General features: G+C 42.8%; 22 protein-coding genes. 11 read left to right on the top strand and 11 right to left on the bottom strand.

Features of this window, described 5'->3' with window-relative positions; all coding sequences use genetic code 11:
* Nucleotides 1-22 precede the first annotated feature (22 nt).
* The 8 genes from FG28_RS07015 (at nt 23) to FG28_RS06980 (ending at nt 7,191) form a co-directional block, all read left to right on the top strand.
* The gene (locus tag FG28_RS07015; RefSeq protein ID WP_036381230.1) at nt 23-811 is read left to right on the top strand and encodes a PhzF family phenazine biosynthesis protein; all 789 of its coding nucleotides are present in this window, start codon (nt 23-25) and stop codon (nt 809-811) included.
* Nucleotides 812-840: 29 nt separating this feature from the next.
* Nucleotides 841-1,830 carry a porphobilinogen synthase gene (gene hemB / locus FG28_RS07010; RefSeq protein ID WP_036381228.1) on the top strand — a complete coding sequence of 330 codons (990 nt, stop codon included), beginning with the start codon at nt 841-843 and terminating at the stop codon, nt 1,828-1,830.
* 13 nt (nt 1,831-1,843) lie between these two features.
* Entirely contained in the window at nt 1,844-3,145 is a 1,302-nt protein-coding gene (locus FG28_RS07005) for a serine hydrolase (RefSeq protein ID WP_036381225.1), read from the top strand.
* 124 nt (nt 3,146-3,269) lie between these two features.
* Complete coding sequence (locus tag FG28_RS07000; RefSeq protein ID WP_156102220.1) at nt 3,270-3,923, top strand: Ig-like domain-containing protein; 654 nt, start codon at nt 3,270-3,272, stop codon at nt 3,921-3,923.
* An 18-nt stretch (nt 3,924-3,941) separates the two neighbouring features.
* Entirely contained in the window at nt 3,942-4,799 is an 858-nt protein-coding gene (locus FG28_RS06995) for a hypothetical protein (RefSeq protein WP_036381218.1), read from the top strand.
* 77 nt (nt 4,800-4,876) lie between these two features.
* Complete coding sequence (locus FG28_RS06990) at nt 4,877-5,998, top strand: CNNM domain-containing protein (protein WP_036381214.1); 1,122 nt, start codon at nt 4,877-4,879, stop codon at nt 5,996-5,998.
* On the top strand, nt 5,998-6,468 hold the full coding sequence (locus FG28_RS06985) for a methylated-DNA--[protein]-cysteine S-methyltransferase (RefSeq protein ID WP_036381211.1): 471 nt from the start codon (nt 5,998-6,000) through the stop codon (nt 6,466-6,468). Before FG28_RS06990 ends, FG28_RS06985 begins: the two co-directional genes overlap by 1 nt.
* 9 nt (nt 6,469-6,477) lie before the next feature.
* Nucleotides 6,478-7,191, top strand: coding sequence for a 3'-5' exonuclease (locus tag FG28_RS06980; protein WP_036381208.1), 714 nt, complete (start codon nt 6,478-6,480; stop codon nt 7,189-7,191).
* A 124-nt stretch (nt 7,192-7,315) separates the two neighbouring features.
* On the opposite strand, the gene FG28_RS06975 is transcribed toward FG28_RS06980, so the two are convergent.
* Nucleotides 7,316-9,511, bottom strand: a complete 2,196-nt coding sequence (locus FG28_RS06975) for a S8 family serine peptidase (RefSeq protein ID WP_036381205.1) — start codon at nt 9,509-9,511, stop codon at nt 7,316-7,318.
* Nucleotides 9,512-9,835: 324 nt separating this feature from the next.
* Between FG28_RS06975 and hflX the strand changes: the two genes are divergently transcribed.
* Nucleotides 9,836-11,047 carry a GTPase HflX gene (gene hflX / locus FG28_RS06970; protein ID WP_036381203.1) on the top strand — a complete coding sequence of 404 codons (1,212 nt, stop codon included), beginning with the start codon at nt 9,836-9,838 and terminating at the stop codon, nt 11,045-11,047.
* A 110-nt stretch (nt 11,048-11,157) separates the two neighbouring features.
* Here the strand turns inward: hflX and FG28_RS06965 are convergent, their stop codons facing one another.
* From FG28_RS06965 to FG28_RS06955, 3 genes are all read right to left on the bottom strand, one after another.
* Nucleotides 11,158-11,724, bottom strand: a complete 567-nt coding sequence (locus tag FG28_RS06965; RefSeq protein ID WP_036386257.1) for a porin family protein — start codon at nt 11,722-11,724, stop codon at nt 11,158-11,160.
* A 136-nt stretch (nt 11,725-11,860) separates the two neighbouring features.
* Nucleotides 11,861-14,578 (bottom strand): ATP-binding protein, encoded by a 2,718-nt coding sequence (locus FG28_RS20020; protein ID WP_197062561.1) that lies wholly within the window; start codon nt 14,576-14,578, stop codon nt 11,861-11,863.
* A 608-nt stretch (nt 14,579-15,186) separates the two neighbouring features.
* Complete coding sequence (locus FG28_RS06955; protein ID WP_036381200.1) at nt 15,187-16,119, bottom strand: DUF3078 domain-containing protein; 933 nt, start codon at nt 16,117-16,119, stop codon at nt 15,187-15,189.
* Nucleotides 16,120-16,359: 240 nt separating this feature from the next.
* On the opposite strand from FG28_RS06955, the gene FG28_RS06950 reads away from it, so the two are divergent.
* Both FG28_RS06950 and FG28_RS06945 read left to right on the top strand, forming a co-directional pair.
* Nucleotides 16,360-17,916: an Ig-like domain-containing protein gene (locus FG28_RS06950; protein ID WP_081894243.1), complete on the top strand. Its 1,557-nt coding sequence runs from the start codon at nt 16,360-16,362 to the stop codon at nt 17,914-17,916.
* Nucleotides 17,917-18,106: 190 nt separating this feature from the next.
* Nucleotides 18,107-19,654, top strand: a complete 1,548-nt coding sequence (locus FG28_RS06945) for an IPT/TIG domain-containing protein (RefSeq protein WP_036381195.1) — start codon at nt 18,107-18,109, stop codon at nt 19,652-19,654.
* A gap of 56 nt (nt 19,655-19,710) precedes the next feature.
* Here FG28_RS06945 and FG28_RS06940 read toward each other — a convergent pair whose 3' ends face one another.
* The 7 genes from FG28_RS06940 to sufB form a co-directional block, all read right to left on the bottom strand.
* Nucleotides 19,711-20,214 (bottom strand): DUF2480 family protein, encoded by a 504-nt coding sequence (locus FG28_RS06940; protein WP_036381193.1) that lies wholly within the window; start codon nt 20,212-20,214, stop codon nt 19,711-19,713.
* Nucleotides 20,215-20,283: 69 nt separating this feature from the next.
* A complete protein-coding gene (locus tag FG28_RS06935; RefSeq protein ID WP_036381191.1) occupies nt 20,284-20,613 on the bottom strand; it encodes an SUF system Fe-S cluster assembly protein in 330 nt (109 codons plus the stop codon).
* 5 nt (nt 20,614-20,618) lie between these two features.
* Complete coding sequence (locus FG28_RS06930) at nt 20,619-21,041, bottom strand: SufE family protein (protein ID WP_036381188.1); 423 nt, start codon at nt 21,039-21,041, stop codon at nt 20,619-20,621.
* A 72-nt stretch (nt 21,042-21,113) separates the two neighbouring features.
* Nucleotides 21,114-22,340 carry an aminotransferase class V-fold PLP-dependent enzyme gene (locus tag FG28_RS06925; protein ID WP_036381185.1) on the bottom strand — a complete coding sequence of 409 codons (1,227 nt, stop codon included), beginning with the start codon at nt 22,338-22,340 and terminating at the stop codon, nt 21,114-21,116.
* A gap of 26 nt (nt 22,341-22,366) precedes the next feature.
* Nucleotides 22,367-23,683 carry a Fe-S cluster assembly protein SufD gene (gene sufD, locus FG28_RS06920; protein ID WP_036381182.1) on the bottom strand — a complete coding sequence of 439 codons (1,317 nt, stop codon included), beginning with the start codon at nt 23,681-23,683 and terminating at the stop codon, nt 22,367-22,369.
* An 81-nt stretch (nt 23,684-23,764) separates the two neighbouring features.
* Nucleotides 23,765-24,517, bottom strand: a complete 753-nt coding sequence (gene sufC, locus FG28_RS06915) for a Fe-S cluster assembly ATPase SufC (protein ID WP_036381179.1) — start codon at nt 24,515-24,517, stop codon at nt 23,765-23,767.
* 86 nt (nt 24,518-24,603) lie between these two features.
* Entirely contained in the window at nt 24,604-26,049 is a 1,446-nt protein-coding gene (gene sufB / locus FG28_RS06910) for a Fe-S cluster assembly protein SufB (protein WP_036381177.1), read from the bottom strand.
* Nucleotides 26,050-26,056: the final 7 nt, after the last annotated feature.

The following is a 26,056-nucleotide window of genomic DNA, read 5'->3' as shown; positions in this document are numbered from 1 at the left end:
GTTTTGCTCTGAAACCAATTCTATGAGACAGAAAATTTACCAAATAGATGCATTTACCAACCAACCTTTTGGCGGAAACCCTGCTGCAGTCTGCATTTTGAATTCGTGGTTGAGTCCAGAATTGATGCAAAAAATTGCACAAGAGAACAATTTGGCCGAAACCGCTTTTGCTGTCAAAAAGGATGGGCAATTTGAAATTCGATGGTTTACGCCAGAAATAGAAGTGGACCTTTGCGGGCACGCCACCTTGGCTACAGCATTTGTACTCTTCCATTTTTATGAACTGGAAAAAGATACCATTCAGTTTTATTCGAGCCGAAGTGGAGAATTGACCGTGAGTAAGGCAGACAATGGTTGGCTAACTCTCGATTTCCCTACAGACCGTTTGATTGCCATTCAAAATATTGAGGAATTGGACAGCACAATCGGACAAGCCCCAATAAAAACCTTGAAGGGCAAAACAGACTATATGATGGTCTACCGCTCCCAAAAAGAAATTGAGGCCATTGAACCCAACCATCATTTGTTGGCGCAATTGGATGTTCGCGGGGTTATCGTTACCGCACCAGGGGAAGAGGTGGATTTTGTTTCACGCTTTTTTGCGCCTGCCTGTGGCATTCCCGAAGATCCCGTTACAGGTTCCGCCCACACCTCGTTATCTCCGTATTGGGCTGAGGTGCTGAACAAAAATAAATTGACGGCCAAACAACTATCCAAACGAGGAGGTGACCTGGTCTGTGAATATTTGGGCGAACGCGTTAAAATTTCAGGTAAAGCTGTGCTTTATTTAACAGGAGAAATCGATATATAAATAAAAACATCGCTGAAAACTTAAAAGACATGTATCCATTAATACGAAACAGAAGACTTCGCGCGTCCGAATCTATCAGAAGATTGGTTCGGGAAACTACTTTATCTCCAGATGACTTTCTCGTCCCTCTTTTTGTGGTAGAAGGCAAAGCCGTCAAAGAGGAGATTGCCTCTATGCCCAACTACTTTAGGTTGAGTTTGGACAATCTTGAAAAAGAGGTAAAGGAACTTTGGAAAATGGGATTGTGTTCCGTGCTTCTTTTCGTGAAGGTCGATGACAAACTGAAGGATAACAAAGGAACCGAGGCCCTAAACCCCAATGGTCTGATGCAGCGTGCCATAAAAACCGTAAAAAATGCTTGTCCACAAATGTTGGTGATGACCGATGTGGCCCTTGACCCATTTTCTTCCTATGGGCATGATGGCATTGTGGCCGAGGGGCAAATCCTGAATGATGAAACTGCTGAAGTCTTGGCTGAAATGAGCTTATCCCATGCCAAAGCTGGTGCTGATTTTGTGGCACCCAGCGATATGATGGATGGTAGAATCCTGACCATTCGTGAAGCTTTGGAAGATGAAGGGTTCATCAATACAGGAATTATGGCCTATTCCGCTAAATATGCCAGTGCCTTTTACGGACCTTTCCGTGATGCCCTCGATTCAGCACCTGTTGATATCGCCAATGTACCGAAGGACAAGAAAACCTATCAAATGGATTATGCCAATCGGTATGAAGCTATTAAAGAAACCCAAATGGACATTGATGAAGGGGCTGATATCGTTATGGTGAAACCCGGTTTGTGCTATTTGGACATTGTTCGGGAAATTAAAAATGAAGTCGAAGTGCCTGTTGCAGTCTACCAAGTTTCTGGAGAGTATGCCATGGTAAAAGCCGCCGCCGAAAAAGGTTGGTTGGACCACGATGCGGTGATGTTGGAACAATTGACCGCCATCAAAAGAGCAGGTGCGGATATCATTGCCAGTTATTTTGCCAAGGATTTTGTTAGAACATTAGGATAGCCCCTTTCTTTTCATGAAGAAACTTTTTATTGCATCTTCCTTTTTATTTGTTTTTTTCCAAATTGGGTTTGCCCAGCACGAGCTCATCCACGCCTACCCTTCCAAATTGGGCTTGGACAGCACTTTGATATACCAAAAAGTGGATTCTATCGTGGAAATGGGCATTGATAGTTTGGCATTTCCAGGAGCGCAACTGTTGGTCGCCAAAAACGATACCGTAATTTTCCATAAAGCGTATGGTTTCCATAGCTATGACAGCCTCCAACCTGTTGCCCTGAACGATTTGTACGATTTGGCATCCGTCACCAAAATTTTAGGGCCGCTCCCTGCTTTGATGAAGTTGGTGGATGAAGGGAAGGTCGATTTGGACAAACCCTTCAGCACCTATTGGAAACCTTGGAGACGCCGAAAGGACAAAAAAGACCTCACGCTTCGGGAGATTTTGGCGCATCAAGCAGGTTTAGTGCCCTACATCGTATTTTTACAAAAAGTTCTTCGGAAAAATGGTAAAATCAAAAGGAGGTTTATACATGATTCATCCGATAAACGATTTCAAGGACAAGTCTATGATGGGCTTTACATCAATGATCGTTTTGAACGAAAGATGAACCGAATCATCAATCGGTCCAAAGTTACCGATGAAAAGAAATATGTGTATTCAGGACTGTCTTTTTTGATTTTCCCCAGTTTGATTGAGCAACTCACGGGAACCGACTACCAAATCTATTTGGATGAAAATTTTTATCAACCTTTAGGTTGTCATACCTTGGGATATCTGCCCAAAGAAAACAATTATGTGAATGCCATTGTTCCCACCGAAGTGGATTCTCTTTTTAGAAAAAACTTGGTAAAAGGTTGGGTACACGATGAAAATGCATCGCTAAAAGGTGGTGTTTCAGGCAATGCGGGATTGTTCGGCACAGCGGATGATCTGGCGAAACTGATGCTCTTCTATCAAAATTATGGCAATATGGATGGCCAACAGCTTATTTCAGCTGAAATCGTAAAAGAATTCACCAAAGTGCAATACCCTCAAAACGAAAACCGAAGAGGATTAGGATTTGACAAGCCCTTGCTCAACAACACAGAACTCCCGTTGGAAGAAGCCTACCCCTCTCCTTTGGCAAGTCCCAAAAGTTTTGGACATTCCGGCTTTACGGGCACTTTTGTTTGGGCCGACCCCGAAAATAAATTGGTCTTTATCTTTCTTTCCAATAGGGTATATCCGTCACGGGACCATAGAAATCTGTATGACCTTAACATCAGAACCGCCTTGATGGATGTTTTCTACAAGGCCCGGTTCACAAATCCATAAGGATTTTACCTTTTTTTAAAAGATTTTGTAAGCTTTACCGCCGTTGCTTAACTAATAGAAGGTATTCGACAAAAAATTTGCTTAAATGTCTTCTATTTTTTTAAAGCCCCATTTCATTTGGGTTATGGCTACTTTCTTATGTCTAGGATGTATTGGAGAGGATTATGTGGATGATTTTGTGGAACCTACCCTTCGCATCACCAATCCCATTTCCAACTTGCAGACGTCGGCCATGCATTCGTACAAGGCCACCTATCTTAATAGCATTGGTCAACCTGAAAATGTACCAATTACATGGGTCAGTTCCAATGCATCCATTGTCACGATCAACGAACTGGGAATTGCAACCGCCGTAGCGGAAGGAGAGGCCACCATCACCGCATCCGCACTCATCGATGGCAATTCGATTGTTGCCAAAAATGTGATTCGTATCTCCACAATTGCCATGGAGAGTGGCGAAGAATCCAGCAAAAGTGGAACCATAGCCACAACCAGTGGGTACAGTTTGGAAGGAAGCTTTACATTGGAAGCCAACGGGACCGACCTCATACTCTCCATAAGCAGCGACTATGTGGCCTCATCCAGTCTTCCCGGACTCTATCTATATCTTACCAACAACCCTAACTCCATCAATGGAGCCCTAGAAGTAGGCCCCGTTACCGTATTTGTGGGCGCACATTCCTACACCATTAAAAACACCGGCATCAATAACTATCAATTTCTCTTGTATTGGTGCAAGCCTTTTAGTGTTAAAGTGGCTGAAGGACAGATCTACTAACATAACACCCAGAAACCCATGAAAAAATTTCACCTCCTTCTACTCGGATTTTTTGTGTTTTCCCATTTGTGTTTCGGACAATGGACCCGCGAAAAAGGCAATGGTTATTACAAATTGTCTGCATGGTACCTTGAAGCGGACCAGCACTATACTGATACGGGGGCAATTGAGCCCAATGCCACACGAGGGCAGTTCAATGTAAATCTCTACGCCGAATATGGTCTTACCAACCGTTGGAACGTGGTTGGCTATGTTCCTTTTTTCGCACGGACCTATCAAAATGATATTTTTTCAAGAACCACAGGAGAACTCATTTCCGAAGGCGAATCGGTCAATAGTATTGGCGACATTGATTTGGGGGTTGCCTATGGGTTGATTCAGAAAGAAAAATTGGCCATGTCCGTAACAGTACTATTTGGACTTCCCACAGGAAATGATTCCGGAGGGAGTGATGGCAGCTACCAAAATGGGGACGGCGAATTCAATCAAATGCTTCGGATAGCAGCAGGCTCTCCGTTCACTGTTGCCAACTTTCCATCCTATGCCAAAGCGTACACAGGCTATAATAACCGCACCCAAAATTTCTCTGATGAATTGCGGTTTGGAGCGGAGTTGGGCATGCAATTTTTCAATAGACTTTGGGTTGCCGGAAAACTGGATGTGATTCAATCCCTTAAAAACGGAAGTTTAAGTGCCCAAAACAATCAGGGAAGCATCTTCGCCAATAATGTCGAATTTGTGGGCTTGGGTGCTGAAGTTGCCTATTACATAAGTCCAAAACTTGGAGTATCGGCCAACTATGGAGGGGCCTTGGATGGTCGCATTATATATGCTGACCCTTCCTTCTCCTTGGGAGTTTTCTTGGATATTAAGTAATTCATTTACAAAATGAGACCCTCCAACCTATTGAGGGTATGGAATTTTAGCTACATTTGAATCAATACTATTGATTCATGGGACTACTACTATTCTACGCCCTTATTTCCATTTTTTTCTCCTTTTTGTGCTCCATCTTGGAAGCCGTGTTGTTGAGTATTACCCCAACCTTCATCAACGTAAAAAAACAGGAGGGCAAAGACTACGGTGCCATTCTGGAATCTTTGAAGAAAGACGTGGACAAACCATTGATTGCCATTCTTACCCTTAATACCATTGCTCACACCGTAGGTGCTATTTTGGTAGGGGTGCAGGCCAAGGTTGCTTATGCCGAACTGTATGGCACAACGGAACGGACTGTTTTGGGGTTTCAGTTTACAGAAGATTTAATGGTAGGTATTGTATCTACCCTAATGACCATTTTAATTTTGGTCGCTTCAGAGATTATTCCCAAGACCATTGGGGCCACCTACTGGAAACAGCTGGCCAACTTTACAGCTAAGGCGCTTACCGTAATGGTCTTTGTGCTAAAATGGACGGGGTTATTGTGGTTGTTACAGCTTTTTACCAAACTGATTGGAAAGAAAGGACACGATGGCAGTGTGTTGAGTCGGGAAGATTTTACTGCCATGACAGACATTGCCCATGAAGAAGGTGTTTTTCAGGAATCAGAATCCAAAGTCATCAAGAACCTTTTAAAATTTGATGAAATCCTGGCGAAAGATGTAATGACTCCCAGAACGGTGATGAAAATTGCATCGGAGGACAGAACCATCCACGATTTCTTTGAAGCCAATCAACCGCTTCGCTTTTCAAGAATTCCATTATATAAAGACCGAATGGACAACATTACCGGTTTCTTTTTAAAGGATGAACTCATGGAGGCCATCATCAATAAAAGAGGTTCACAAAAGCTTTCAACATTAAAAAGGGAAATACTCGTATCCAACCGAAGTATTCCCATTCCAGAGCTTTTTGAAAAATTTGTTGAGAAAAAAGAACAGATTTCCTTGGTCGTTGACGAGTATGGATCAGTAAGTGGGTTGGTGACCATGGAAGATGTTATTGAAACCTTGCTGGGTCTGGAGATTATGGATGAAAGTGATAACGTAGAAGACCTTCAAATGCTCGCCAGACAGAACTGGGAGACCCGTGCGAAGCGATTGGGAATTATTGAAGGTAAGCGTAAACTAAGATAGTGGAAATTGCTTATTTACAAACACCTATAGGTATAGCTGAGTTTCAAGGGGATGAAGATGGACTTGCATCAGTATCCGTATTGGATGATGAAAAACCTATCGGTATAATTCCTGAGGTGTTGGAAGATGCGGTTTATCAATTTAGGGAATATTTTGAAGGTTCCCGGCAGCAATTCGACCTCAAACTCAACCCATCCGGAACCGATTTTCAAAAAAAGGTTTGGGATGCCCTGCTTAAAATTCCTTTTGGAAAAACCATTTCTTATTTGGAACTTTCCAAACAACTGGGCGATGTAAAGGCCATACGTGCAGTAGCCTCGGCCAATGGTAAAAATCCGCTCTGGATCGTGGTTCCCTGCCATCGCGTTATTGGGAGCAACGGAGACCTCACTGGATATGCAGGTGGACTGCATAGAAAAAAATGGTTGTTGGAACATGAGAGCCCTGCCAAGCAGACCACTCTCTTTTAATATTTTACCATGCTTTACAAACTTAACCTGGAACATATCCTCTTTTTGGATATCGAAACCGTGCCCCAGAAACCAAGCTTTGTCGATTTGGACGAAGTTGCCCAAACCCTGTGGGAACAAAAATCCCAATATCAACGAAAAGAAGATTTTACCGCCGAGGAGTTTTACGAACGTGCCGGCATTTGGGCTGAATTTGGGAAAATTGTTTGCATCTCAGTGGGCTATTTTACCCACAAAGGCGATGTTCGGAGTTTTAGGGTCACCTCATTTCACGGTGAGGAAATCCATATCCTAAATCAATTTAAACAGTTGCTGAAAGACCATTTCAGTCAGACCAAACACCTACTTTGTGCGCATAACGGCAAGGAGTTCGACTTTCCCTACATTGCCCGCCGAATGGTCATCAATGGCATCAACCTGCCCTACAAATTGGACCTTTTTGGTAAGAAGCCATGGGAAGTACCACACTTGGACACCATGGAACTCTGGAAATTTGGGGACTACAAGCACTACACTTCCCTAAAACTCTTGGCGCATGTGCTTGGGATTCCATCGCCTAAAGAAGATATGGACGGCAGCATGGTGAAGGACGTATACTATCAGGAAAAGGATTTGGACCGAATCATTTCGTATTGTGAATTGGACGTGGTCACCACGGCCCAAGTTTTTCTTCGCTTGCGGAATGAAGAGCTTTTATCGGATGAGGAAATCAAGAGTGTTTGAACTTTTAAGGAGTTGACACGAATTCCACTAATAGCTCGAATACTATTATCTCAAATTACGACTCCAACATCCGGTACCCAACATCTTGTCTCTTGATTTTCTTGGGCTTGCACTTGAACTTGTATCAGTTCTTATAAAACTTTGTACTTCTAGCACCTCCATGATCCTGCACCAGCAACACATACAACCCGGAAGCAAGAGAAGAAACATTGATGGTATCCTCAACCTTTCCTTTTTTGATTACATTACCCGAAGTAGTGATGATGGAGTACTGAGCATCTGGTGATAGTTCGGCCTCTATAGACAAATAATTCACCGCTGGATTTGGGTAAACAGACACTTCAAAATCCTGGGCATAGCTCAAGGGTTCGTAAACCAAAGCTTCCGTTTCTTGACCATTGAATTCAAACTGAAATACATCTGAAAACTCCGATACAGCATTCTCGGTACAAATGGAGCGCACTTGTACTTCGTACACGGTGCCCATTTCTAAATTGGAAAGATCAAAACTGTTTTCCCATGTTAATTCATTACTCCAAGCCTCCTCAGAAACAGCTTTATATTGCACTTCAAAAAGCGTTTCTGTGGCTTCGGACCAAGTTATGGTTGAACCTGCGTCGGTGGATGTCACTAATTCGATATCCGAAGGGATTTCAATGGAACATTGGGAAACCTGAGCCCCGGAAACAATCAAGGAAAAATCTTGGAAACCATTTGTTAAGTTTCCTTTGTGGGAAACGGTAACCGTATATACTCCACTCGCATTTTCAATTTCCACTCGTTCATAAGGGTCTACGGAGTTGTCTCCACGAGTTGCAGCATCATTTGCTTTTGCAGGATCTAATCGCCAAGGGTAATAGATTCCTCCAGCCTTGGTGATTCTGATATCCAAATCATTCCTTAAAGCAGGAGTTGTACTGTTCATCTCTCCCCTATTGATGTACTCCCCTTCTGGGTCCGTCCACGAAAGTGACGCTACCAGGGGTTCGGAACCATTCGCCACAACTGTAAATGAATAGGTCTCACCTTCGGTTAGGCTTTTTTCATCAATCAAAGTAGTGTACTCTTTGTTTTGAAGTAGCTCAGCAGCAGCTTTGGCGTTCATTACGCCCCATCCCATTTTGTAATCGGGACCCTGGGCATCCACATCATCCGCAGTGTGCAAGGCAAGACCTTTAAGTGTTGCAGCTTTCATGTAAGAACCAAAAAGTTCTTCATGATATTGTTGAAGCAACAAAAGCGAACCGGTAACTCCTGGGGCCGCCATGGAAGTTCCTGAGGAAATCTGGTAGCTTGTATTGGTTTCGGAACTGGTGGAAAGGATGTTGGAACCATCCCCGGCCAAATCTGGCTTTATGCGTCCGTCATCCATGGGTCCAAAACTACTGTAACCTGCAACCGTGGCTGAGTTCAATTCGCCTTTACTCCCAATTTCCGTATTGGCCCCTGCAATGGTAAGTCCATTTTTGGTGGTCGTGAATCCCAATAACAAATCAAAACCATCCGCTGTTTTCCCAAAATTAGGGGTGGCATTGTCAAAGGATTTTTGATTGTTACCCGCTGCGGTCACCATTAAATAATAGGGTGCGTTGAACATGATGCGGTCCCAATCTTGGGCTACCTTAATGTAAGCGCCAAAATACCAGTCAGGAACCCGGTCCGACAAAATTCCGTAGGAATGATTGCTCAACAAAAGTCCATTTGCAGCAGCTTCGGCAACCTCAATCTTGTCCCGGGTCCAATCATGCGTCAACGCTTGTGCTCCGTACGCTACCCCTTTGGCACTTGCTTGAATTCCTGAAGATATTAAGTTACCGGTCACCAAAGTGGCGTGTAGACTAATTTCATCTGTATTGTCCGCATTCGTGGCACGGGAATCAAATTCTTGATGTGTGGGCAATGCCGCTCCAGCATCCCAAATTCCAACTTCCATGCCGCTTCCATCCAAACCTAAATTTAAAAGCCCATCTGCATATAGCGTGTGTGCTCGTGCCGTTTGGGTAGAAGGATCATTTAGCGTGGTATAAAAAAGCAGGGTGCCATCAGTTCCGATGTCTTTTAGTTCAATTTCAGAACCATTACCGGATTTTTCAGCTCTATCCAAACCCTTCGCTTTAAGGATTTGTTCTATTTTTTGATTTTTAGCATGATGCTCTTCTTCCATTGTAGCAATAATGGAAGCCATTTTACCTTGATTATATGTAGATTTAATGTGTTCTTTTGCGTTTTTGGACTGACCAGTCGCAGCACAAATGCCCAAAACCACAAAGAAAATGGAAAAGATTTTTGCCTTAGCCCCTGTAGGAAATCTGTAGTCCATAGTAAGTTTAGGTAAGATTTGGATTACGAATATATTTCTGAACCCTCAAATCATCGATAAAAAACAGGGTTTTTTCGATGAAATGCACCTTCTTTTTCCTAAACCTGTTGTGAAAATTCACTTTTTTGTTGTGTGCTATTTTTCCTTCATTTGAATTTTACCTCAATTTAATGGCTTTATTGTGTTCTATCACTGGCTAAATCCGGAGCACAATCGGTATAATTCTAGAAACAATACTGCTTTTCGCAGCGAATAAGCCATAAAACCCTCATGTAAAAAATCAGCTTTCAAAACATTGCTTAGATTTGCACTTTAATTGATGCTATGCTAGAAAAGAAGACCATAGAGTACGAAAAAGCCGTGCTCATTGGGGTTATCAACCAAAGTCAAGATGAAGAGAAGGTAACCGAGTATTTGGACGAACTGGAATTCTTGACCTATACCGCAGGGGGTGAGGTTGAAAAACGGTTTGTGCAACGCGTGGAGGTGCCCAATCCCAAGACTTATATTGGTACTGGAAAAATGGAAGAGGTACGGCAATATGTGACGGAACATGAAATTGGTTCTGTCATCTTTGATGATGAACTCACCCCGGCCCAGCAGAACAACATCGAAAAAATACTGCGCTGTAAGATTTTGGACCGTACAGGTCTTATCCTCGATATTTTTGCCCAACGTGCCCAGACCAGTTATGCCCGTACCCAGGTGGAATTGGCCCAGTACGAATATCTTTTACCCCGTTTAACCGGCCTTTGGACACACTTGGAACGGCAACGCGGGGGTATTGGAATGCGGGGTCCCGGTGAAACGGAGATTGAAACGGATAGGCGTATCGTTCGTGACCGGATTGCGCTGCTTAAGAAAAAGTTGGTAAAAATAGACCGCCAAATGGAGACCCAACGAGGCAACCGGGGAGCTTTGGTGAGGGTTGCCCTCATAGGATATACCAACGTGGGAAAATCCACCTTGATGAACGTCATAAGTAAAAGTGATGTGTTTGCCGAAAACAAGCTCTTTGCCACCTTGGACACCACGGTTCGGAAAGTGGTCATTGGCAACTTGCCTTTTTTATTGAGTGATACGGTAGGATTCATCCGAAAGCTGCCTACACAATTGGTGGAAAGTTTTAAAAGTACCTTGGATGAGGTCCGCGAAGCCGATTTGTTGTTGCACGTGGTTGACATATCGCACCCCAACTTTGAAGAACACATTGCCTCAGTGAACCAAATTTTGGATGAAATCAAGAGTTCGGACAAGAAAACTATCATGATCTTCAATAAGATTGACAAGTACAAGCCCGAAACCATTACTGAGGATGATTTGGTCACAGAGCGAACCACAGCTCATTTTACCATTGAGGATTGGAAAAATACCTGGTTTAATAAAATTGGGAATCGTGCCATTTTCATCTCGGCTCTCAACAAAGAAAACCTGGACGAATTTAGAAAGCGTGTCTACGATGAAGTCAGGGACATCCATGTAACACGCTTTCCGTACAATAACTTTTTATATCCAGAGCACTTGGATGAGTATTGATGCAATACTACGGTCAGTTGGTACCTTCCTCCCATATTGAATCGAAGCAAGCATCTTTTTACCTCTTCAAAATTTTGTGTGACCCTGGTTCATAGCTTACATATCCCGTATCAAAAGAAATAACCAATGGATATTTGGATGACCCGGTTCTTGATCTTGTCGGGGTCTTCGCTGATATCGTTGATGTCAGAACCGAAAAAGTATCGAGCGCCAAAATTGATTCCGTTCTCCAATTTGTAGCCCAACCCCAGTGCAAAACCAATATCTGTTGATTTTGTATTGTCCTTAATGTCAATGGTTTCCCCATCATCTTCAACCTCAGCCTTCAATAAAATCCCAATTTGTGGCCCTCCTTCAATACTAAGGTTATCCACCACATAGTATTTGGCCATAATGGGAAGGGTCAAATAATTTAGAATTACTTGCTCGTCATCATCCGATTCATCTTTGACCCCCTGAGAAGAGAACAACAATTCGGGTTGAATGGAAAAATCATCTGTTAGCGAAATTTCTGCAACACCTCCCAAATGAAAGGAAGTCCGCGTTGCCGGATCAGCCAAATCTGGCTGAATGGTTGATAAATTGAGCCCTGCCTTGGCCCCAAAGGTTACATCTTGCGCGCGCACCATTGAAAAAGGCAACACCAAGACTGTTGTAATAAGAATCAGTTTTTTCATCATCATATGTTTTACGATTAAAAATGGCGGGGTACTTTGGAATCAATCCAAAACTAGCCGTTCGGGTCAATTTAAGCTGACAGTGGAGTGCCAGATACTGACAGTAGAGTGCCAGTAACTGGTTTAAGGGAACAAATCAGTAAGATGAAGGGGAAACACCGAACATTTCCTTAAAGCATTTGGCAAAATAGGACAGGTTATTGAACCCAACTTGATAAGCCACTTGAGTAACGGTATCTGCTTCTTGTGAGAGTAATTGGGCAGCCCTTTTTAGTCTGAAATTCCGCAGTAATTCCCCAGGGGACTCATTAGTGAGTGCTTTGAGTTTTCGGTGCAGTTGCGTTTTGCTCATGGCCAAGGTTTCCTGCATTTGCGGAACACCAAACTCAGCATTGGAATGTTCCTTTTCCAACAGGTCCAGTACCCTTTCCAGAAATTTTTTGTCCAATGAGGTAGTGGTCACCTTTGCTGGGTCAACCACAGGATTATTAGTGCCAAAATGGTTCCTGAGCCGTTTCCGTTGTGTTATCAGGTTCTTGATGCGCACCATAAGTTCTTTCGCATCAAAGGGTTTGGTCAAATAATCATCGGCTCCCGTTTCCAGTCCCTCAATTTTATTTTCGATTCCTGCCCGGGCCGTGAGCATAATTACGGGGATATGGCTGGTCCGTACATCGGTCTTTAGTTTTTTACAGAGCTCAATCCCATCCATTTTTGGCATCATCAAGTCCGTAATAATAAGGTCTGGAACCTTGGCTATGGCCATTCCCAATCCTTTTTCGCCATTGATGGCTTCCAAAACCCGATATTCCTTTACCAATTGACCCTTTATGAACTGCCGCATGTCCTCGTTGTCCTCAATCAAGAGGATTTCGGAGAGATTCCGTTTATCCGTTCGGGCAAGTTGAAAAGGTTTGGGCGGTTCCGTTTTTACATCGACAGCACCATTATCAGAAACCAAATGCCGTGTCTTAATCCGTTCCAAAGGCAACTGCACCTTAAAAAAGGTGCCTTTCCCTGCTTCGCTGGAAACGGTAATGGTCCCATCCATCAACTCAATAAGATCTTTGGAGAGGGACAGCCCAATGCCGGATCCACCACTTTCCTTGGTTGAACTGTAGTCCACCTGATAAAATCGGTCAAAAATAAAAGGCAGCTTGTCTTCAGAAATGCCTTTTCCGGAATCGGACACCTGAATGGTCAGTTCATCATTTTGATAATGGGCCGCAAAAGCAACCATTTCACCGTCCTCACTAAATTTAAAGGCATTGCTCAAAAGATTGTAGACCACCTTTTCCAATTTGTCCCGATCATAGGCCGCCCAAAGAGTTTCCTTCGGAATCCGTACCCGATAGTCCATATGCCGTTGTGCCGCATGTGAGTTGAAGGAGGATGCCGCGGCCCGGAGGCATTTGTAGACATCCCCTTCGGTGGGCTCCAATTGCAGTTTGCCCTGATCTATTTTGGAAAGCTCCAACAATTGGTTCACCAAACCCAGCACTTTATTGGTGTTTCGCCGGATCATTTTGATTTCTTCCCGTCCCAATTGTTCATCCGGATTTTGTTCCAAATGTTCTATAGGTCCCTTGATCAAAGTAAGGGGCGTTCGGAATTCATGGGATATATTGGCAAAAAAATTGGATTTGAGTTCATCCAATTTATGCAGCTCTTTATTGGATTTCTGCTTGATTCGATATTGATTGTAAAGCAATAAAGCGAGTAAAAAAGCCAGTGTCGCAAAAACAATGATTACGTTGCGTTCCTTTATGCGCTGTGTCAATTGCAGGTCTTGAAGTTCTTTTTCAGAAGCGAGTAAGGCAATTTCTTTGGTCTTTTGTTCATTCTGATATTTGGCCTCAATGTCGTTGGTAATGGTGGCCAAGTTCTTATTGTACAAACTATCTGAAAACTCCTGTTCCTTCACTGCATAACGATAGGCTTCGGGATAATTCCCCATTTCAGCATGGGCCTTGGAGAGGTGCTTGTACAAATCCGTGACCATCTCAATGTCACTCAGTGCCTGTGTACCACTCAATATTTTTTCACCAAGCATTATGCTGCGGGGATATTCCTTTTTGGAGAATGCTAGAACCATCTGATTGTGTTCCACATGGGAAATCAACTTTTGATCCCCCACTTTATCAGCGATGTTATACGCTTGTTGAAAAGCCTGTTCAGCCTTGTCAAAAACCTGGGTGTCCTTATAAATAAGCCCAATGTTGTTCAACGCTCTCCCCGCTCCCAAATCATCTCCCTGTTCTTCTTTAAAAGCTAGAGCTCGGTTCGCATATTCAAGCGCTTTTTCATAATCCTTGATGTCCCTATATGCCGCGGACAAATTGGAAAGGCAGGCAGAAATTCCCGGTACAAAATCCAGAGCTTCCACAAGGTTCAGTGCCAAGGTATAGTGCTCAATGGATTTATTATATTGCTTTTGCACCCTGTAGATGCCTCCCAAATGATTGTGGATACGCGCCTCCCGCTGCTGATCCTTAAGTTCTTTGGCCAAAGGCAGTCCCCCAACAAAATAAGCCGTTGACTCTTCCAGCAAATCTTGTTGCCATTTCAACCAACCAAATTCTATTTGGGTGTCCAAAATCATGGTTTGATTGTCTTCTGAAACAAAGCCATCCATAGCTTCTTGGAGAAAGATTTCGGCCTCTGCATATTTGCCCATCCCGGTCAAGGCAAAACTCTTGGTCCGTTTGGCACGTGTCAATTTATAGGGCAAACCCAGTTTTTTGGCAAGCATGGCCGCTGAATCTGCATATTGAAAAGTGGTTTGGACATCTTTACGCAGTAAATCCCAAGCTACATCCAAATAGGCCTGTACCTTAGTGCTGTCCTCTTTCATGGTTGGCAATTTGGGCAAAAGGGAATCCAGCCTCGATTGTGGATACAGACTCATCGAAACCAGAAATAGGGTTATGAAACAGCGCAATGTCACCTTTAAATGTAAGAAATAAGGTCTTAATATATTGTCTTTGTTGCTATTACCATTTTTTGATTCGTGTCTAACATAGCACACAGCAAGAATACCTTTTGTAATGGCCAAGAACTAACATTGGGGTTCCAAATGCTGACATGCAAGAATCAAAAGCTATTATTTTGGTTGAGGTCAAGGTGTTTTATTTATCGATGAACCGCCTGAAGATGTCTCGCCACCACATATTTTGAACAGTTCACAACAAAAATTTAGGGTATAACCACAGAAAAACTACTTTCAAACTGTTTTTAAGCCTTTAGTGTCTTACTCTTATCTTATGATCTTAACCTACTTTGACCATGGACTTAAAAACAGGTAAAAATCATATTGCACCCCACAAGAACGCCCTCAGGTTTGAGGGCGTTTTTTGTTAGATTACTGATAGTTTATCTATCACATTTCGACTGCGCTCAATGTAACATACCGTAGTTCTTTTGCGTTATTCCTACCTACAGCAGGCAGGCGTGTAAAACAAATTAAAACTTATAACTCAATCCCAAGGTCCAGTACGTTTGTAATTCATTGTCAATGGTATCAAATGTGGCGGTTGGGTCTGGAGTGGGTGCGTTGTTGACAATGTAGTTTAAGGTTTCCTGTTTGTTGTTTCTCAGACCAAAATCAAAACCAACCCCAATCATTTTCCATAATGTATATGAGAATGAGTTGGTCCAGGTCCAGTTGCTCAAATCACCACTCTTATAACTTTGGAATAAGGAAAGGTTACTCTTAAAATTGACAGCTCCTATTTTTTTGGTGTAATCGGCCAAAATCTTGGCACCCATGGAAGACTCAAAAATGGTATCCTCACTACTGAACACAAAGTTGTAGTTCAACGGGTGCATGACCACTACCAAATCCGTAATCGGTGTCCACGTGGCACCAATGCCCAAATCCAAGTACCCGGGATCATTAAAGTTGCTCAAAATGGTGGTTCTGTATTCCGCCAGAGCAGAAATGGCAAATTTTTCACTCACCTTTCTACCATAAAGCGAAGAAATATTGAACACATCCGTAGCCTGCCTGAAGCTATCATCATCAGTGGGGTCATCCTTATCATCCAGCTTCACCCAAGTAAGATTAAGGTTGGCCGCATTTCTCCAAAAGAACTTCTTTTCCTGCAAATTGGCATAAGCATTTACCGTAAAACCAATGTTTCCTGAAGAGTTATTGGGAATGCCTTGGGCAAACCAATTGTTAAAATTGGAGAGGCTCCCGCCAATAGTACCAAAAGCCCCTATTTTCCAACCTGGAAGAGCATCCAATTGGGCCTGAAGCGCATCAACCCGACCTTGAATGGCTGCAATAGAATCTTTTTTTGGAGCCATCTCAGCTTTGATTTCTTCAGCGGTCTGTGCCTGCGCTGAAACAAAAGCAAAGAACATCCCTGCAGTTATAAGTATTTTTTTCATAGTATGAGGTTTAGAGTTTAGACCCCAAAAGTAAGAAATGTCACCATTTTATAGACCTAAAAAAACCAATCCTGGAGAGAAAGCCCTGTGACGATAAATGCCGATTTCACTCAGAAAAATCCTTCGCGCTTTTATTCAAAAGCATCATCCATAAACCCATACATGGTATAGGTAAGATCACCTCCTTGAAACATATAATAATGCCCCATCTTGCTTTGTATTAACCCAAAAAAAAGAAAAATGAAAATTAGAAATCTTTTCTGGGGAGTTTTTGCCATGGTCGCCCTATGGTCATGCGGTCCCGACGAACCGGGCTCTGTCTATTTGAATACCCCTCCTGTAATTAATGATCAAAGCTTTAGTGCAAGGGAAGACATCAGCGACACGGACATCATAGAAACAGTAAGAGCTGATGATGTGGAAAATCACAAAATCACTTTTAGCATCCATAAAGATGATTCTGATCTTTTCGAAATTTCATTATTAGGCGATTTAAGTCTAAAACAAGGAAAAAATCTTGATTTTGAATCCGTCGAAGAACATACCATCATCGTAAGGGCCCACGATGGTATTGTGGGTAAATATGCGAACGTTACCATTACCGTTGAAGATGTGGAGCCTGAGCCAGATTCCCCTACCGTTGTTCTCCAAAAGGAATTGCTGGAACTGTTCGTAGGGGACACCGAAATCCTCACTGCGGCCACTACAAATGCTGATGGACTTACCGTTAGTTGGACCTCGGACAATGAGACAGTGGCCACCGTGGACCAAGATGGAAACGTTACTGCAGTAAGTGTAGGTACGGCCACAATCACCGCCTCTTTGGCCCAGTCCTCTTCAAATGCCACTGTAACGGTTGTTCCCAATGTGTATGTAGCTGGTTTTGACCTTTCTGGGAATAATGTTGTTGCTGTTTTATGGAAGAATGGCGAAGCGCATAATCTTACCGATGGAACCAACAACGCAAGGGCACATTCAGTCTTTGTGGACGACAACGGAATAGTTCACGTAGTTGGTTATGAATTCGTCAATGGAGTTAAAGTTGCCATGTTATGGGAACCAGACGGTGAAAATATTAAGGCCACCATACTTTCCAACCCAGCAAATGAAGCTGAAGCGCAATCCATTTTTATTAACGAAAATGGGACTAGCTTTGTGGCAGGTTATGAGCTCCACAATGGTACAAGGGATGCTATGTTATGGATAGACCAAATGGCCAATATAGTTTCTGATGGTTCCAGTAACGCATACGCCTATGATGTGTATGTAGATGGCACTGATGTTTATGTTGTGGGAAGTCAATCCATTAATGGAACCAAGGCGGCCATACTGTGGTTCAACGACCAAGTCGTTGGCTTAACTGATGGTTCTACCCAAGCCCAAGCTAATTCTGTATTTGTACAAAATGGAAATACCTATGTAGCTGGCGAACAAGATATTGCTGGCTTTAAGGCACTACTTTGGGATAGTAGTCAACCCAATCCCGTAGCGCTTACCAATATTAATGAAGGTACGGCACTATCTGTAACAGGAAATGGAACGGATATCTTTGTCGCCGGTGCACAGACAAATGCCCAAAATCAATCATTCGCCACCTTGTGGACAAATGGTTCACCGACCGCATTGGCCGATGGTGGAATGGGTCCTTCATCAGCTCGTTCTGTATTCTTATATGACTCAGATGTCTATTTGGCTGGATATCAGATTGAAAATGGAGTTTATATGGCAAAACTTTGGGTGAATGGTGTGCAAACTGACCTTGGAGCTGGATTTGGAACCTCTGTTTTTGTAAAATAATATAACCATTAATCACCGAAACAAAAGAAATCCCGACCATGGTCGGGATTTTTGATTTACGAAGGGTTTGTCCTACATAGCAAAACGTTATAATCAGTTACGTCAACCCAAACAGGGCATACATAAATTCACTTCCCTCTATACCCTTTATTTACAGTTAATTGGATTACTTAACCATAAAAGTCCAATCATGAAAAAAATTGCGTTTTTAGCATCAATCGTGTTTTGTATGGGACTGACCATCCTTTCCTGTTCAAAAGAAAATGGCCCCAATGAACCCACGCAACAAGGGCCTAAAATCAACAGCTTTAGTCCTACTGAAGGAATTGTGGGTACCACTATTTGGATTCAGGGATCAAATTTTGGCGCCACCAAAGCCGCCAACACCGTAAAGATTGGAAATATCACAGCAACGGTCACCAGTACCTCGGCCACTGAAATCTTTATCACAGTCCCCGAAGGAGCCGTCTCAGGGAACATTAGTGTTACCGTTGGTGGAAAAACAGATACGGGAGGTACTTTTACGGTGACCGAAGAAAAAGCGATTGATGGTGGGATTGCCCTTAATAAAAATATAGTGGACCTATTTAGCTTGGACACCGAGACACTAGCATTCACACTTACAGGTGATGTTAGCGCCAACGATATTGTTTGGAGTTCGGATGATGAAAGTGTGGTTATTGTGGATGAAAACGGCACAATTACTGGTGTTTCAGAAGGAAGCACCTTTATCAATGCTTTTATAAGCGAAGAGGTAAGCACTAATTGTATTGTAAACGTAAGCCCAAGTGTTTTTGCCGTGGGATATGAGGAAATTAATGGTATAGCCGTTGCTAAAATTTGGAAAAATGGAGTTGCTACAAATTTAACCGATGGTACTGCATTTGGTGCGGCAACATCGGTATTCGTGGATGGAAGTGATATTTACGCATGCGGCATTGTGTTAGGTGAAAATGATATCCCTACTGCCCAAGTTTGGAAAAACGGAGAACATTTATACACCCTTACAGATTCGAGCAACTTTGGTGTGGCGCATTCAATTTATGTTTTTGAAGGAAATATTTATGTGGTAGGTAGTGAAACCAATGAAAATGATACTGCTATAGCCAACATTTGGAAAAATGGAAGTTTATTTGGTGCCTTAACGGATGATAGTGTAGAAGGGGCCCTAGCGTCTGAAATATTTGTCAACGCCACTGGCATTTATACTGCAGGTTATGAGGAGAGTGTACAACATGAAAATGGAACCCCAAAATTATGGGAAGATAATACACAAATTGATTTGACCGATGAAACGTATCACGGTAGAGCATATTCGGTTTATGCGGTAGGTTCAGATATCTATGTGGCAGGTTATGAGGAAAATGACAACGGAATTTGGGTCGCCAAGTATTGGAAAAATGGAATGGTCACAAATTTGTCTGATGGTTCACAAAATGCAGATGCTCAATCAATATTCGTTATGGGTCAAGATGTTTATGTAGCTGGCAGCTATTATGAAGGTCAAGAAACATTCCAACAAGCGGTAGTTTGGAAAAATGGGACACCAACTAACATGGGTTCCATGGGTTCTGGTGCTTCCTCAGTATACGTTTATGATGAAGATGTTTATGTGGGAGGTTTAGAACTTCTAGGTGAAAATTTATATGCCGTTGTTTGGAAAAATGGAAATCCTCTGGAACTTGAACTTACAGAAGGAGCTGGGGATTCAACTGTCCTTTCTATTTTTATTAGGTAAAATTGAATCTAAAATATCATTTTTAGTAAAAAACCCGTATGCATGCATACGGGTTTTTATTTTTTCTTAAAAAGCGGAACCGAAGAACACGCCTCACCGTACATGATACTTTTGGCCACGGGCTGTATTTTTTCTATGGCCATAAGATAGGCGTTCTCAGGAACAGGTTTTTTGGAGCATCCTTTTATGATCACGGGCTTGTCTGCATATGGAGATACGTCCAAGTTTTCCAGAATGGTTTGGTAAAGTACTGTTTCCAAATCTTCCAAACTTCCTACCACCACTTTGTTGGCATAAGGGGTCAATTTGGAGGCGACCAACATAAAGGCCCAACCGGGAACAATGGCATCAGTTGAGCACTGCAATGCCACATAACTATCTTGGTAATCAGACCAGTTGTGATCATCCACATGGTTTCTGAACTCCTTTTCTCGTAAAATGATACCTTCCAGCAACCAATCTTTTATATCAAGTACCTTTCGCTCTCCTTTGGGATATAATTCTTCCAAGTCAAAAGTGACCAGTTTGCTTTGGGCTACTCTGTTTGTGATTTCACTCATCAGATTTGAGTATTGAGATTTGAGTATTGAGAAATTTTGTGTACTCAATACTGAATTCTAACATCTAATTTAAAGCAATCCCAGCTCCAATTTCGCTTCCTCGCTCATCAGTTCTTGGGTCCATGGAGGATCAAAAGTGATTTCTACTTCAACGTCCTTTAATTCGTCCAACGATTTTACCTTTTCTTCTACTTCAGCCGGTAAACTTTCCGCTACTGGACAATTGGGCGATGTTAAGGTCATTAAAATCTTGACATCATAATCCTCATTCACGAACACATCGTAAATCAAGCCTAATTCATATATGTCCACAGGAATCTCTGGGTCATAAATGGTCTTGAGGACCTTTACAATTTTCTCTCCCAATTCTTGGGTATCTATGGTGGTTTCTTCGCTCATCTTTTTTAATTTAATTGTGTTTGGTAAGCCACCGCGTACAGTTTCAATTGCTTTACCATACTCACCAATCCGTTTGCACGGGTTGGTGATAAATGCTCCTTTAATCCAATTTCATCAATAAAACTTGTATCAGCATCAATAATGTCCTGCGGTCTCTGATTGCTGAATGCCCGTATTAAAATGGCAATGATTCCTTTGGTGATGATGGCGTCACTATCCGCAGTGAACACCAACTTGTCGCCATCCAATTCGGCATGCACCCAAACCTTGCTCTGGCAACCTTTTATGAGATTGTCATCAACTTTATATTGTTCCTCGATCAAGGGAAGGGATTTTCCCAGTTCAATCATGTATTCGTAACGCTGCATCCAGTCATCAAACATGGAGAACTCGTCAATAATCTCTTCCTGTATTTCTTGTATGGTCATGCGTCAAGTTTATTCAAAAGTACAATTCGGAAAGATGCGTATCAAGTCTTTAAGACAAAGATAACGAATCGGCTATTCCAACATGCTTTTGGCTCGTTTTACGCCTGCTACCAGTTTGTCCACTTCTTCCTTAGTATTGTAAAAACTGAAACTGGCCCTCACTGTACCCGGAATCTTATAAAAATCCATAATGGGTTGGGCGCAATGGTGCCCGGTTCGAACCGCAATACCCAATTTGTCTAAAATAGTGCCAATATCGTACGGATGAATGCCTTCTATATTGAAGGATATGACGGAAGTTTTGTGCTTGGCATTGCCATAAATGCGCAACCCATCAATGCTCAGCAATTGCTCGGTGGCATAGTGTACGAGTTCATCCTCATATTGGGTAATGGCCTCAAAACCGATGCTGTTCAAATAATCCAACGCGGCACCAAAAGCAATCCCGCCACAGATGTTTGGCGTACCCGCTTCAAACTTATGCGGTAAATCGGCGTAGGTGGTCTTTTCAAAAGTGACCTCAGCGATCATTTCGCCTCCACCTTGGTAGGGCGGTAATTTCTTCAACCATTCTTCTTTACCGTACAGCATACCTACACCGGTTGGACCACACATTTTATGGGCCGAAACCACATAAAAATCCACATTCAACGCTTGCAAGTCTGGTTTAATATGGGCAGCGGCCTGAGCACCGTCGATTAAAACTGCGGCACCTACGTTGTGGGCAGCCTCTATAATTTCCTCAATAGGGTTGATGGTGCCCAAGGCGTTGGAAACATGGTTGCAGAACACGAACTTGGTCTTTTCGGATAACAGCTTGTGGTATTCTTCCATGATCAGTTCACCCTCCATATTCATCGGAATTACCTTAAGGCTCGCCCCAGTGCGCTCGCACAACATTTGCCACGGCACAATATTGGAATGATGTTCCATGGCTGATACCACTACCTCATCCCCTTTCTTTAAAAATGAAGTGAATCCCGTGGCCACCAAATTAATACCATGCGTGGTGCCTGAGGTAAAAATGACCTCTTGTGATTTCGCAATATTGAAATGTGCCTGGATTTTCTTTCGGGCCACTTCATAAGCATCCGTGGCTTCTTGCGAAAGGCTGTGTACCCCTCTGTGGATATTGGCATTGTAGCTTTGATAATACGCCACAATCATATCTATGACCTGCTGCGGTGTTTGCGAAGTTGCTGCATTGTCCAGATACACCAAAGGCTGCCCATTAACCTTTCGGTTGAGGATTGGGAAGTCCTTTCTAATGGTAGCAATATCTAGTGAAGTTTGTATCATGAAAATCCCGTTATGCATTGCAATGCTTACAGCTCAAACCCAACACGAACGCCAAGCTTGTTGGCGATAATCTTGTTGATTCGAACCTTTAATTCTGGAATTCGAACGCTTTCCAACACATTGTTGGCAAAGGCATACATCAACAAAGCGGTAGCCTCTTTTTTGGGAATTCCCCTTGATCTTAGGTAGAACAAAGCTTCTTCATCCAACTGGCCAATGGTACATCCGTGGGAGCATTTTACATCATCCGCAAAAATCTCCAATTGGGGTTTTGAGTTAATAGTGGCCTTATCACTGATCAAAATATTGTTGTTTTGTTGGAAGGCATCTGTTTTCTGGGCAATCTTGTCCACAACGATCTTTCCGTTGAAGACGCCTGTAGATCGCTCCCCGAAAATTCCTTTATAATCTTGATGGCTTTCACAATTGGGCTGGGCATGGTGCACCAAGGTGTGATGGTCCACATGCTGTTTTTCGCCCAAAATGGTCACGCCTTTCAAAGTAGAATCAATACGTTCCCCGTCTTGATAGAAGTTCAAATTGTTTCGGGTCAATTTTCCACCAAAGGAAAAGGTATGCACCCGAACCACACTGCTATCTTTTTGTGAAATATAGGTGTTGTCCACCAAGGAAGCGTTGTTATTATCATTTTGCACCTTGTAGTAGTCCACAATGGCATCTTTGGCCGCAAAAATCTCGGTCACGGAATTGGTGAACACCTCATTGTCCGTTAAACTTTGGTGGCGTTCAATAATTTGCACTTCGGCATTTTGCTCCGCAACGATCAAGTTTCTGGGTTGGAGCATCAAAGCTGACTCATTGCCCGTGGCCAAATGCAGAATTTGGATGGGCTTTTTGGGCATTTTATTCTTTGGAATATAGATATAGGCCCCTTCCTTGCAAAAAGCGGTATTCAATGTAGTCAAGGACTCCTCTTTTGATGCCGCTTTATTAAAATACACATCGAGCACCTGACGGAACATGGGTTTGCTGAAAGCGGAACTCATCAGGCAAACATCAACCCCATCATGGGTGGTTTCCGATAGGTATGAACTATAAACGCCATCTACAAAAACAATTTTGTAGGTGTCTATCTCGTGCAAAAAGTACTTCTTGATGTCCTTGTATTCCAGGGTATTCTCCTGTTTCGGGAAAATACTGAAGTCCACCTTTTGCAAACTGTTCAACGAGGTATATTTCCAAGCTTCCTCCTTTTTAGAGGGAAACCCTTTTTCCTCAAAGTTCTTTATGGCCTCCGAACGAACCTCGTGGACTGGGTGTTCCAAATCCAAGGTGTTCTCAAAAGCCAAAAAAGATGAGAGTAATTTATCTTTTAAATCCATGCTTTATTCAGTTGTCAGTTGTCAGTTGTCAGTTTCCAACAGTGTGAAATCTGATGTCTGACATCTGAAATCATATATCTTTTATACCGCAGCTTCTTGCTTTAACCAATCGTATCCTTTTTCCTCCAATTCCAAAGCCAAATCCTTGGTGCCGGATTTTACGATTTTACCATCATGCAATACGTGCACATAATCTGGAACGATGTATTCCAACAAACGCTGATAGTGGGTAATTAGGATGATGGCGTTGTCCTTGCTGCGCAATTTGTTCACACCATTGGCCACAATACGTAGGGCATCAATGTCCAATCCAGAATCGGTTTCATCCAAAATGGCCAATTTGGGTTCCATCATGGCCATCTGGAAGATTTCGTTTCGTTTTTTCTCACCACCCGAAAACCCTTCGTTCAGGGAACGGGACAAGAATTTGCGGTCAATGTCCAACAATTGTGATTTCTCCCGAATCAATTTCAGCATTTCATTGGCAGGCATATCTTCCATACCCCTTGCTTTTCGTGATTCGTTGATGGCCGTTTTGATAAAGTTGGTCACCGACACCCCAGGAATTTCCACAGGGTATTGGAAGGATAGGAAGATTCCTTTGTGGGCTCTTTCCTCAGGAGCCATTTCTTCCAAATCCTCACCTTCCAAAGAAATACTTCCTTTCTTTATCTCGAATTCTTCCTTGCCAGCAATGACCTCGGCCAAGGTACTTTTCCCGGAGCCATTGGGCCCCATAATGGCGTGTACCTCTCCTGCATTGACCTCAAGATTGATTCCCTTCAGGATTTTTTTATCGTCTACGCTAGCGTGTAAATTGTTAATCTTTAGCATTATCAAAAAGTTGTATTCTTAATTTGAATTATATGATTTCGGCTACGCTCAATCAACCTTTAACCGATAGCTGAGCGAAGTCGAAGCTATCCTACTGAACCTTCAAGGCTGATTTCCAATAATTTTTGGGCCTCCACTGCAAACTCCATAGGAAGTTTGTTCAATACCTCCTTGCTAAAACCGTTTACAATCAATGCAATGGCTTTTTCCGTATCGATACCCCTTTGATTGCAATAGAAGATTTGGTCCTCACCAATTTTACTGGTGGTGGCCTCGTGTTCTATTTGTGCAGTCTTATTTTTTACTTCTATGTATGGAAAAGTATGTGCCCCACATTCATTTCCCATCAACAAGGAATCGCACTGTGAAAAGTTCCGTGCATTTTCTGCCCTACTGTTCACCTGTACCAATCCTCTGTAACTGTTTTGGGATTTTCCTGCTGAAATACCTTTTGAGATAATGGTGCTTCGGGTGTTTTTTCCCAAGTGGATCATTTTTGTGCCGGTGTCAGCTTGCTGAAAGTTATTCGTCACGGCAATGGAGTAAAACTCCCCAATGGAGTTGTTCCCTTTCAAAATACAGGATGGGTACTTCCAGGTTACCGCGGAACCTGTTTCCACCTGTGTCCAAGAAATCTTGGCGTTATTTTCGCAAAGCCCCCTTTTGGTCACAAAATTGTATACACCACCTTTGCCTTCTTTGTTTCCGGGGAACCAGTTCTGTACGGTTGAATATTTTATTTCAGCATTATCCAATGCAATGAGCTCTACCACGGCTGCGTGCAATTGGTTCTCATCACGAGTGGGGGCGGTACAGCCTTCCAAATAGCTCACGTAGCTACCTTCTTCGGCAATGACCAAGGTCCGCTCAAACTGACCGGTTCCGGCCTGATTTATTCGGAAATAGGTGGATAGTTCCATGGGACATCTAACTCCTTTTGGGATGTAGCAAAATGAACCATCAGAAAAGACCGCAGAGTTCAATGCCGCATAAAAGTTGTCTTTTTGTGGCACTACCGTACCGATATATTTTTTCACCAACTCTGGGTGTTCTTTTATGGCTTCTGAAATGGAGCAGAAAATAATGCCCTTTTCAGCCAAGGTCTTTTTGAACGTAGTGGCCACCGAAACGGAGTCCATAACGATGTCCACAGCCACCCCGGCCAATTTCTTTTGCTCATCCAATGAAATCCCCAGTTTTTTGAACGTATCCAACAATTCTGGATCTACTTCGTCCAAACTATTGTACTTGGGTTTTTTGTTAGGGGCGGAATAATAGGAAATATCCTGAAAATCGGGCTTATTGTATCTCACATTGGCCCACTCCGGTTCCTTCATTTGCTCCCATGCCCTAAAAGCTTCCAAACGCCAGGCCGTCATCCAATCCGGTTCTTCCTTCTTTTTGGAAATGGCAATAACGATGTCCTCGTTCAACCCCTTGGGCAGGGTATCCGATTCTATATCTGTGTAGAAACCATATTCATATTCCTTGGTTTCCAGTTCTTTTTTTAATTCTTCCTCAGTATACGCCATATCTTAT

This window comes from Muricauda sp. MAR_2010_75 (assembly GCF_000745185.1).
GTDB lineage: Bacteria > Bacteroidota > Bacteroidia > Flavobacteriales > Flavobacteriaceae > Flagellimonas.
Note: the sequence above shows the minus strand (reverse complement) of the source record. Positions and strands in the feature narration are given on the sequence as shown.

Bases quoted from the DNA above. Each gene is read 5' to 3' on its own strand.
- FG28_RS07015 (WP_036381230.1), top strand. From the start codon at position 23: ATGAGACAGAAAATTTACCAAATAGATGCATTTACCAACCAACCTTTT.
- hemB (WP_036381228.1), top strand. From the start codon at position 841: ATGTATCCATTAATACGAAACAGAAGACTTCGCGCGTCCGAATCTATC.
- FG28_RS07005 (WP_036381225.1), top strand. From the start codon at position 1,844: ATGAAGAAACTTTTTATTGCATCTTCCTTTTTATTTGTTTTTTTCCAA.
- FG28_RS07000 (WP_156102220.1), top strand. From the start codon at position 3,270: ATGGCTACTTTCTTATGTCTAGGATGTATTGGAGAGGATTATGTGGAT.
- FG28_RS06995 (WP_036381218.1), top strand. From the start codon at position 3,942: ATGAAAAAATTTCACCTCCTTCTACTCGGATTTTTTGTGTTTTCCCAT.
- FG28_RS06990 (WP_036381214.1), top strand. From the start codon at position 4,877: ATGGGACTACTACTATTCTACGCCCTTATTTCCATTTTTTTCTCCTTT.
- FG28_RS06980 (WP_036381208.1), top strand. From the start codon at position 6,478: ATGCTTTACAAACTTAACCTGGAACATATCCTCTTTTTGGATATCGAA.
- FG28_RS06975 (WP_036381205.1), bottom strand. From the start codon at position 9,511: ATGGACTACAGATTTCCTACAGGGGCTAAGGCAAAAATCTTTTCCATT.
- hflX (WP_036381203.1), top strand. From the start codon at position 9,836: ATGCTAGAAAAGAAGACCATAGAGTACGAAAAAGCCGTGCTCATTGGG.
- FG28_RS06965 (WP_036386257.1), bottom strand. From the start codon at position 11,724: ATGAAAAAACTGATTCTTATTACAACAGTCTTGGTGTTGCCTTTTTCA.
- FG28_RS20020 (WP_197062561.1), bottom strand. From the start codon at position 14,578: ATGAAAGAGGACAGCACTAAGGTACAGGCCTATTTGGATGTAGCTTGG.
- FG28_RS06955 (WP_036381200.1), bottom strand. From the start codon at position 16,119: ATGAAAAAAATACTTATAACTGCAGGGATGTTCTTTGCTTTTGTTTCA.
- FG28_RS06950 (WP_081894243.1), top strand. From the start codon at position 16,360: ATGAAAATTAGAAATCTTTTCTGGGGAGTTTTTGCCATGGTCGCCCTA.
- FG28_RS06945 (WP_036381195.1), top strand. From the start codon at position 18,107: ATGAAAAAAATTGCGTTTTTAGCATCAATCGTGTTTTGTATGGGACTG.
- FG28_RS06940 (WP_036381193.1), bottom strand. From the start codon at position 20,214: ATGAGTGAAATCACAAACAGAGTAGCCCAAAGCAAACTGGTCACTTTT.
- FG28_RS06935 (WP_036381191.1), bottom strand. From the start codon at position 20,613: ATGAGCGAAGAAACCACCATAGATACCCAAGAATTGGGAGAGAAAATT.
- FG28_RS06930 (WP_036381188.1), bottom strand. From the start codon at position 21,041: ATGACCATACAAGAAATACAGGAAGAGATTATTGACGAGTTCTCCATG.
- FG28_RS06925 (WP_036381185.1), bottom strand. From the start codon at position 22,340: ATGATACAAACTTCACTAGATATTGCTACCATTAGAAAGGACTTCCCA.
- sufD (WP_036381182.1), bottom strand. From the start codon at position 23,683: ATGGATTTAAAAGATAAATTACTCTCATCTTTTTTGGCTTTTGAGAAC.
- sufC (WP_036381179.1), bottom strand. From the start codon at position 24,517: ATGCTAAAGATTAACAATTTACACGCTAGCGTAGACGATAAAAAAATC.
- sufB (WP_036381177.1), bottom strand. From the start codon at position 26,049: ATGGCGTATACTGAGGAAGAATTAAAAAAAGAACTGGAAACCAAGGAA.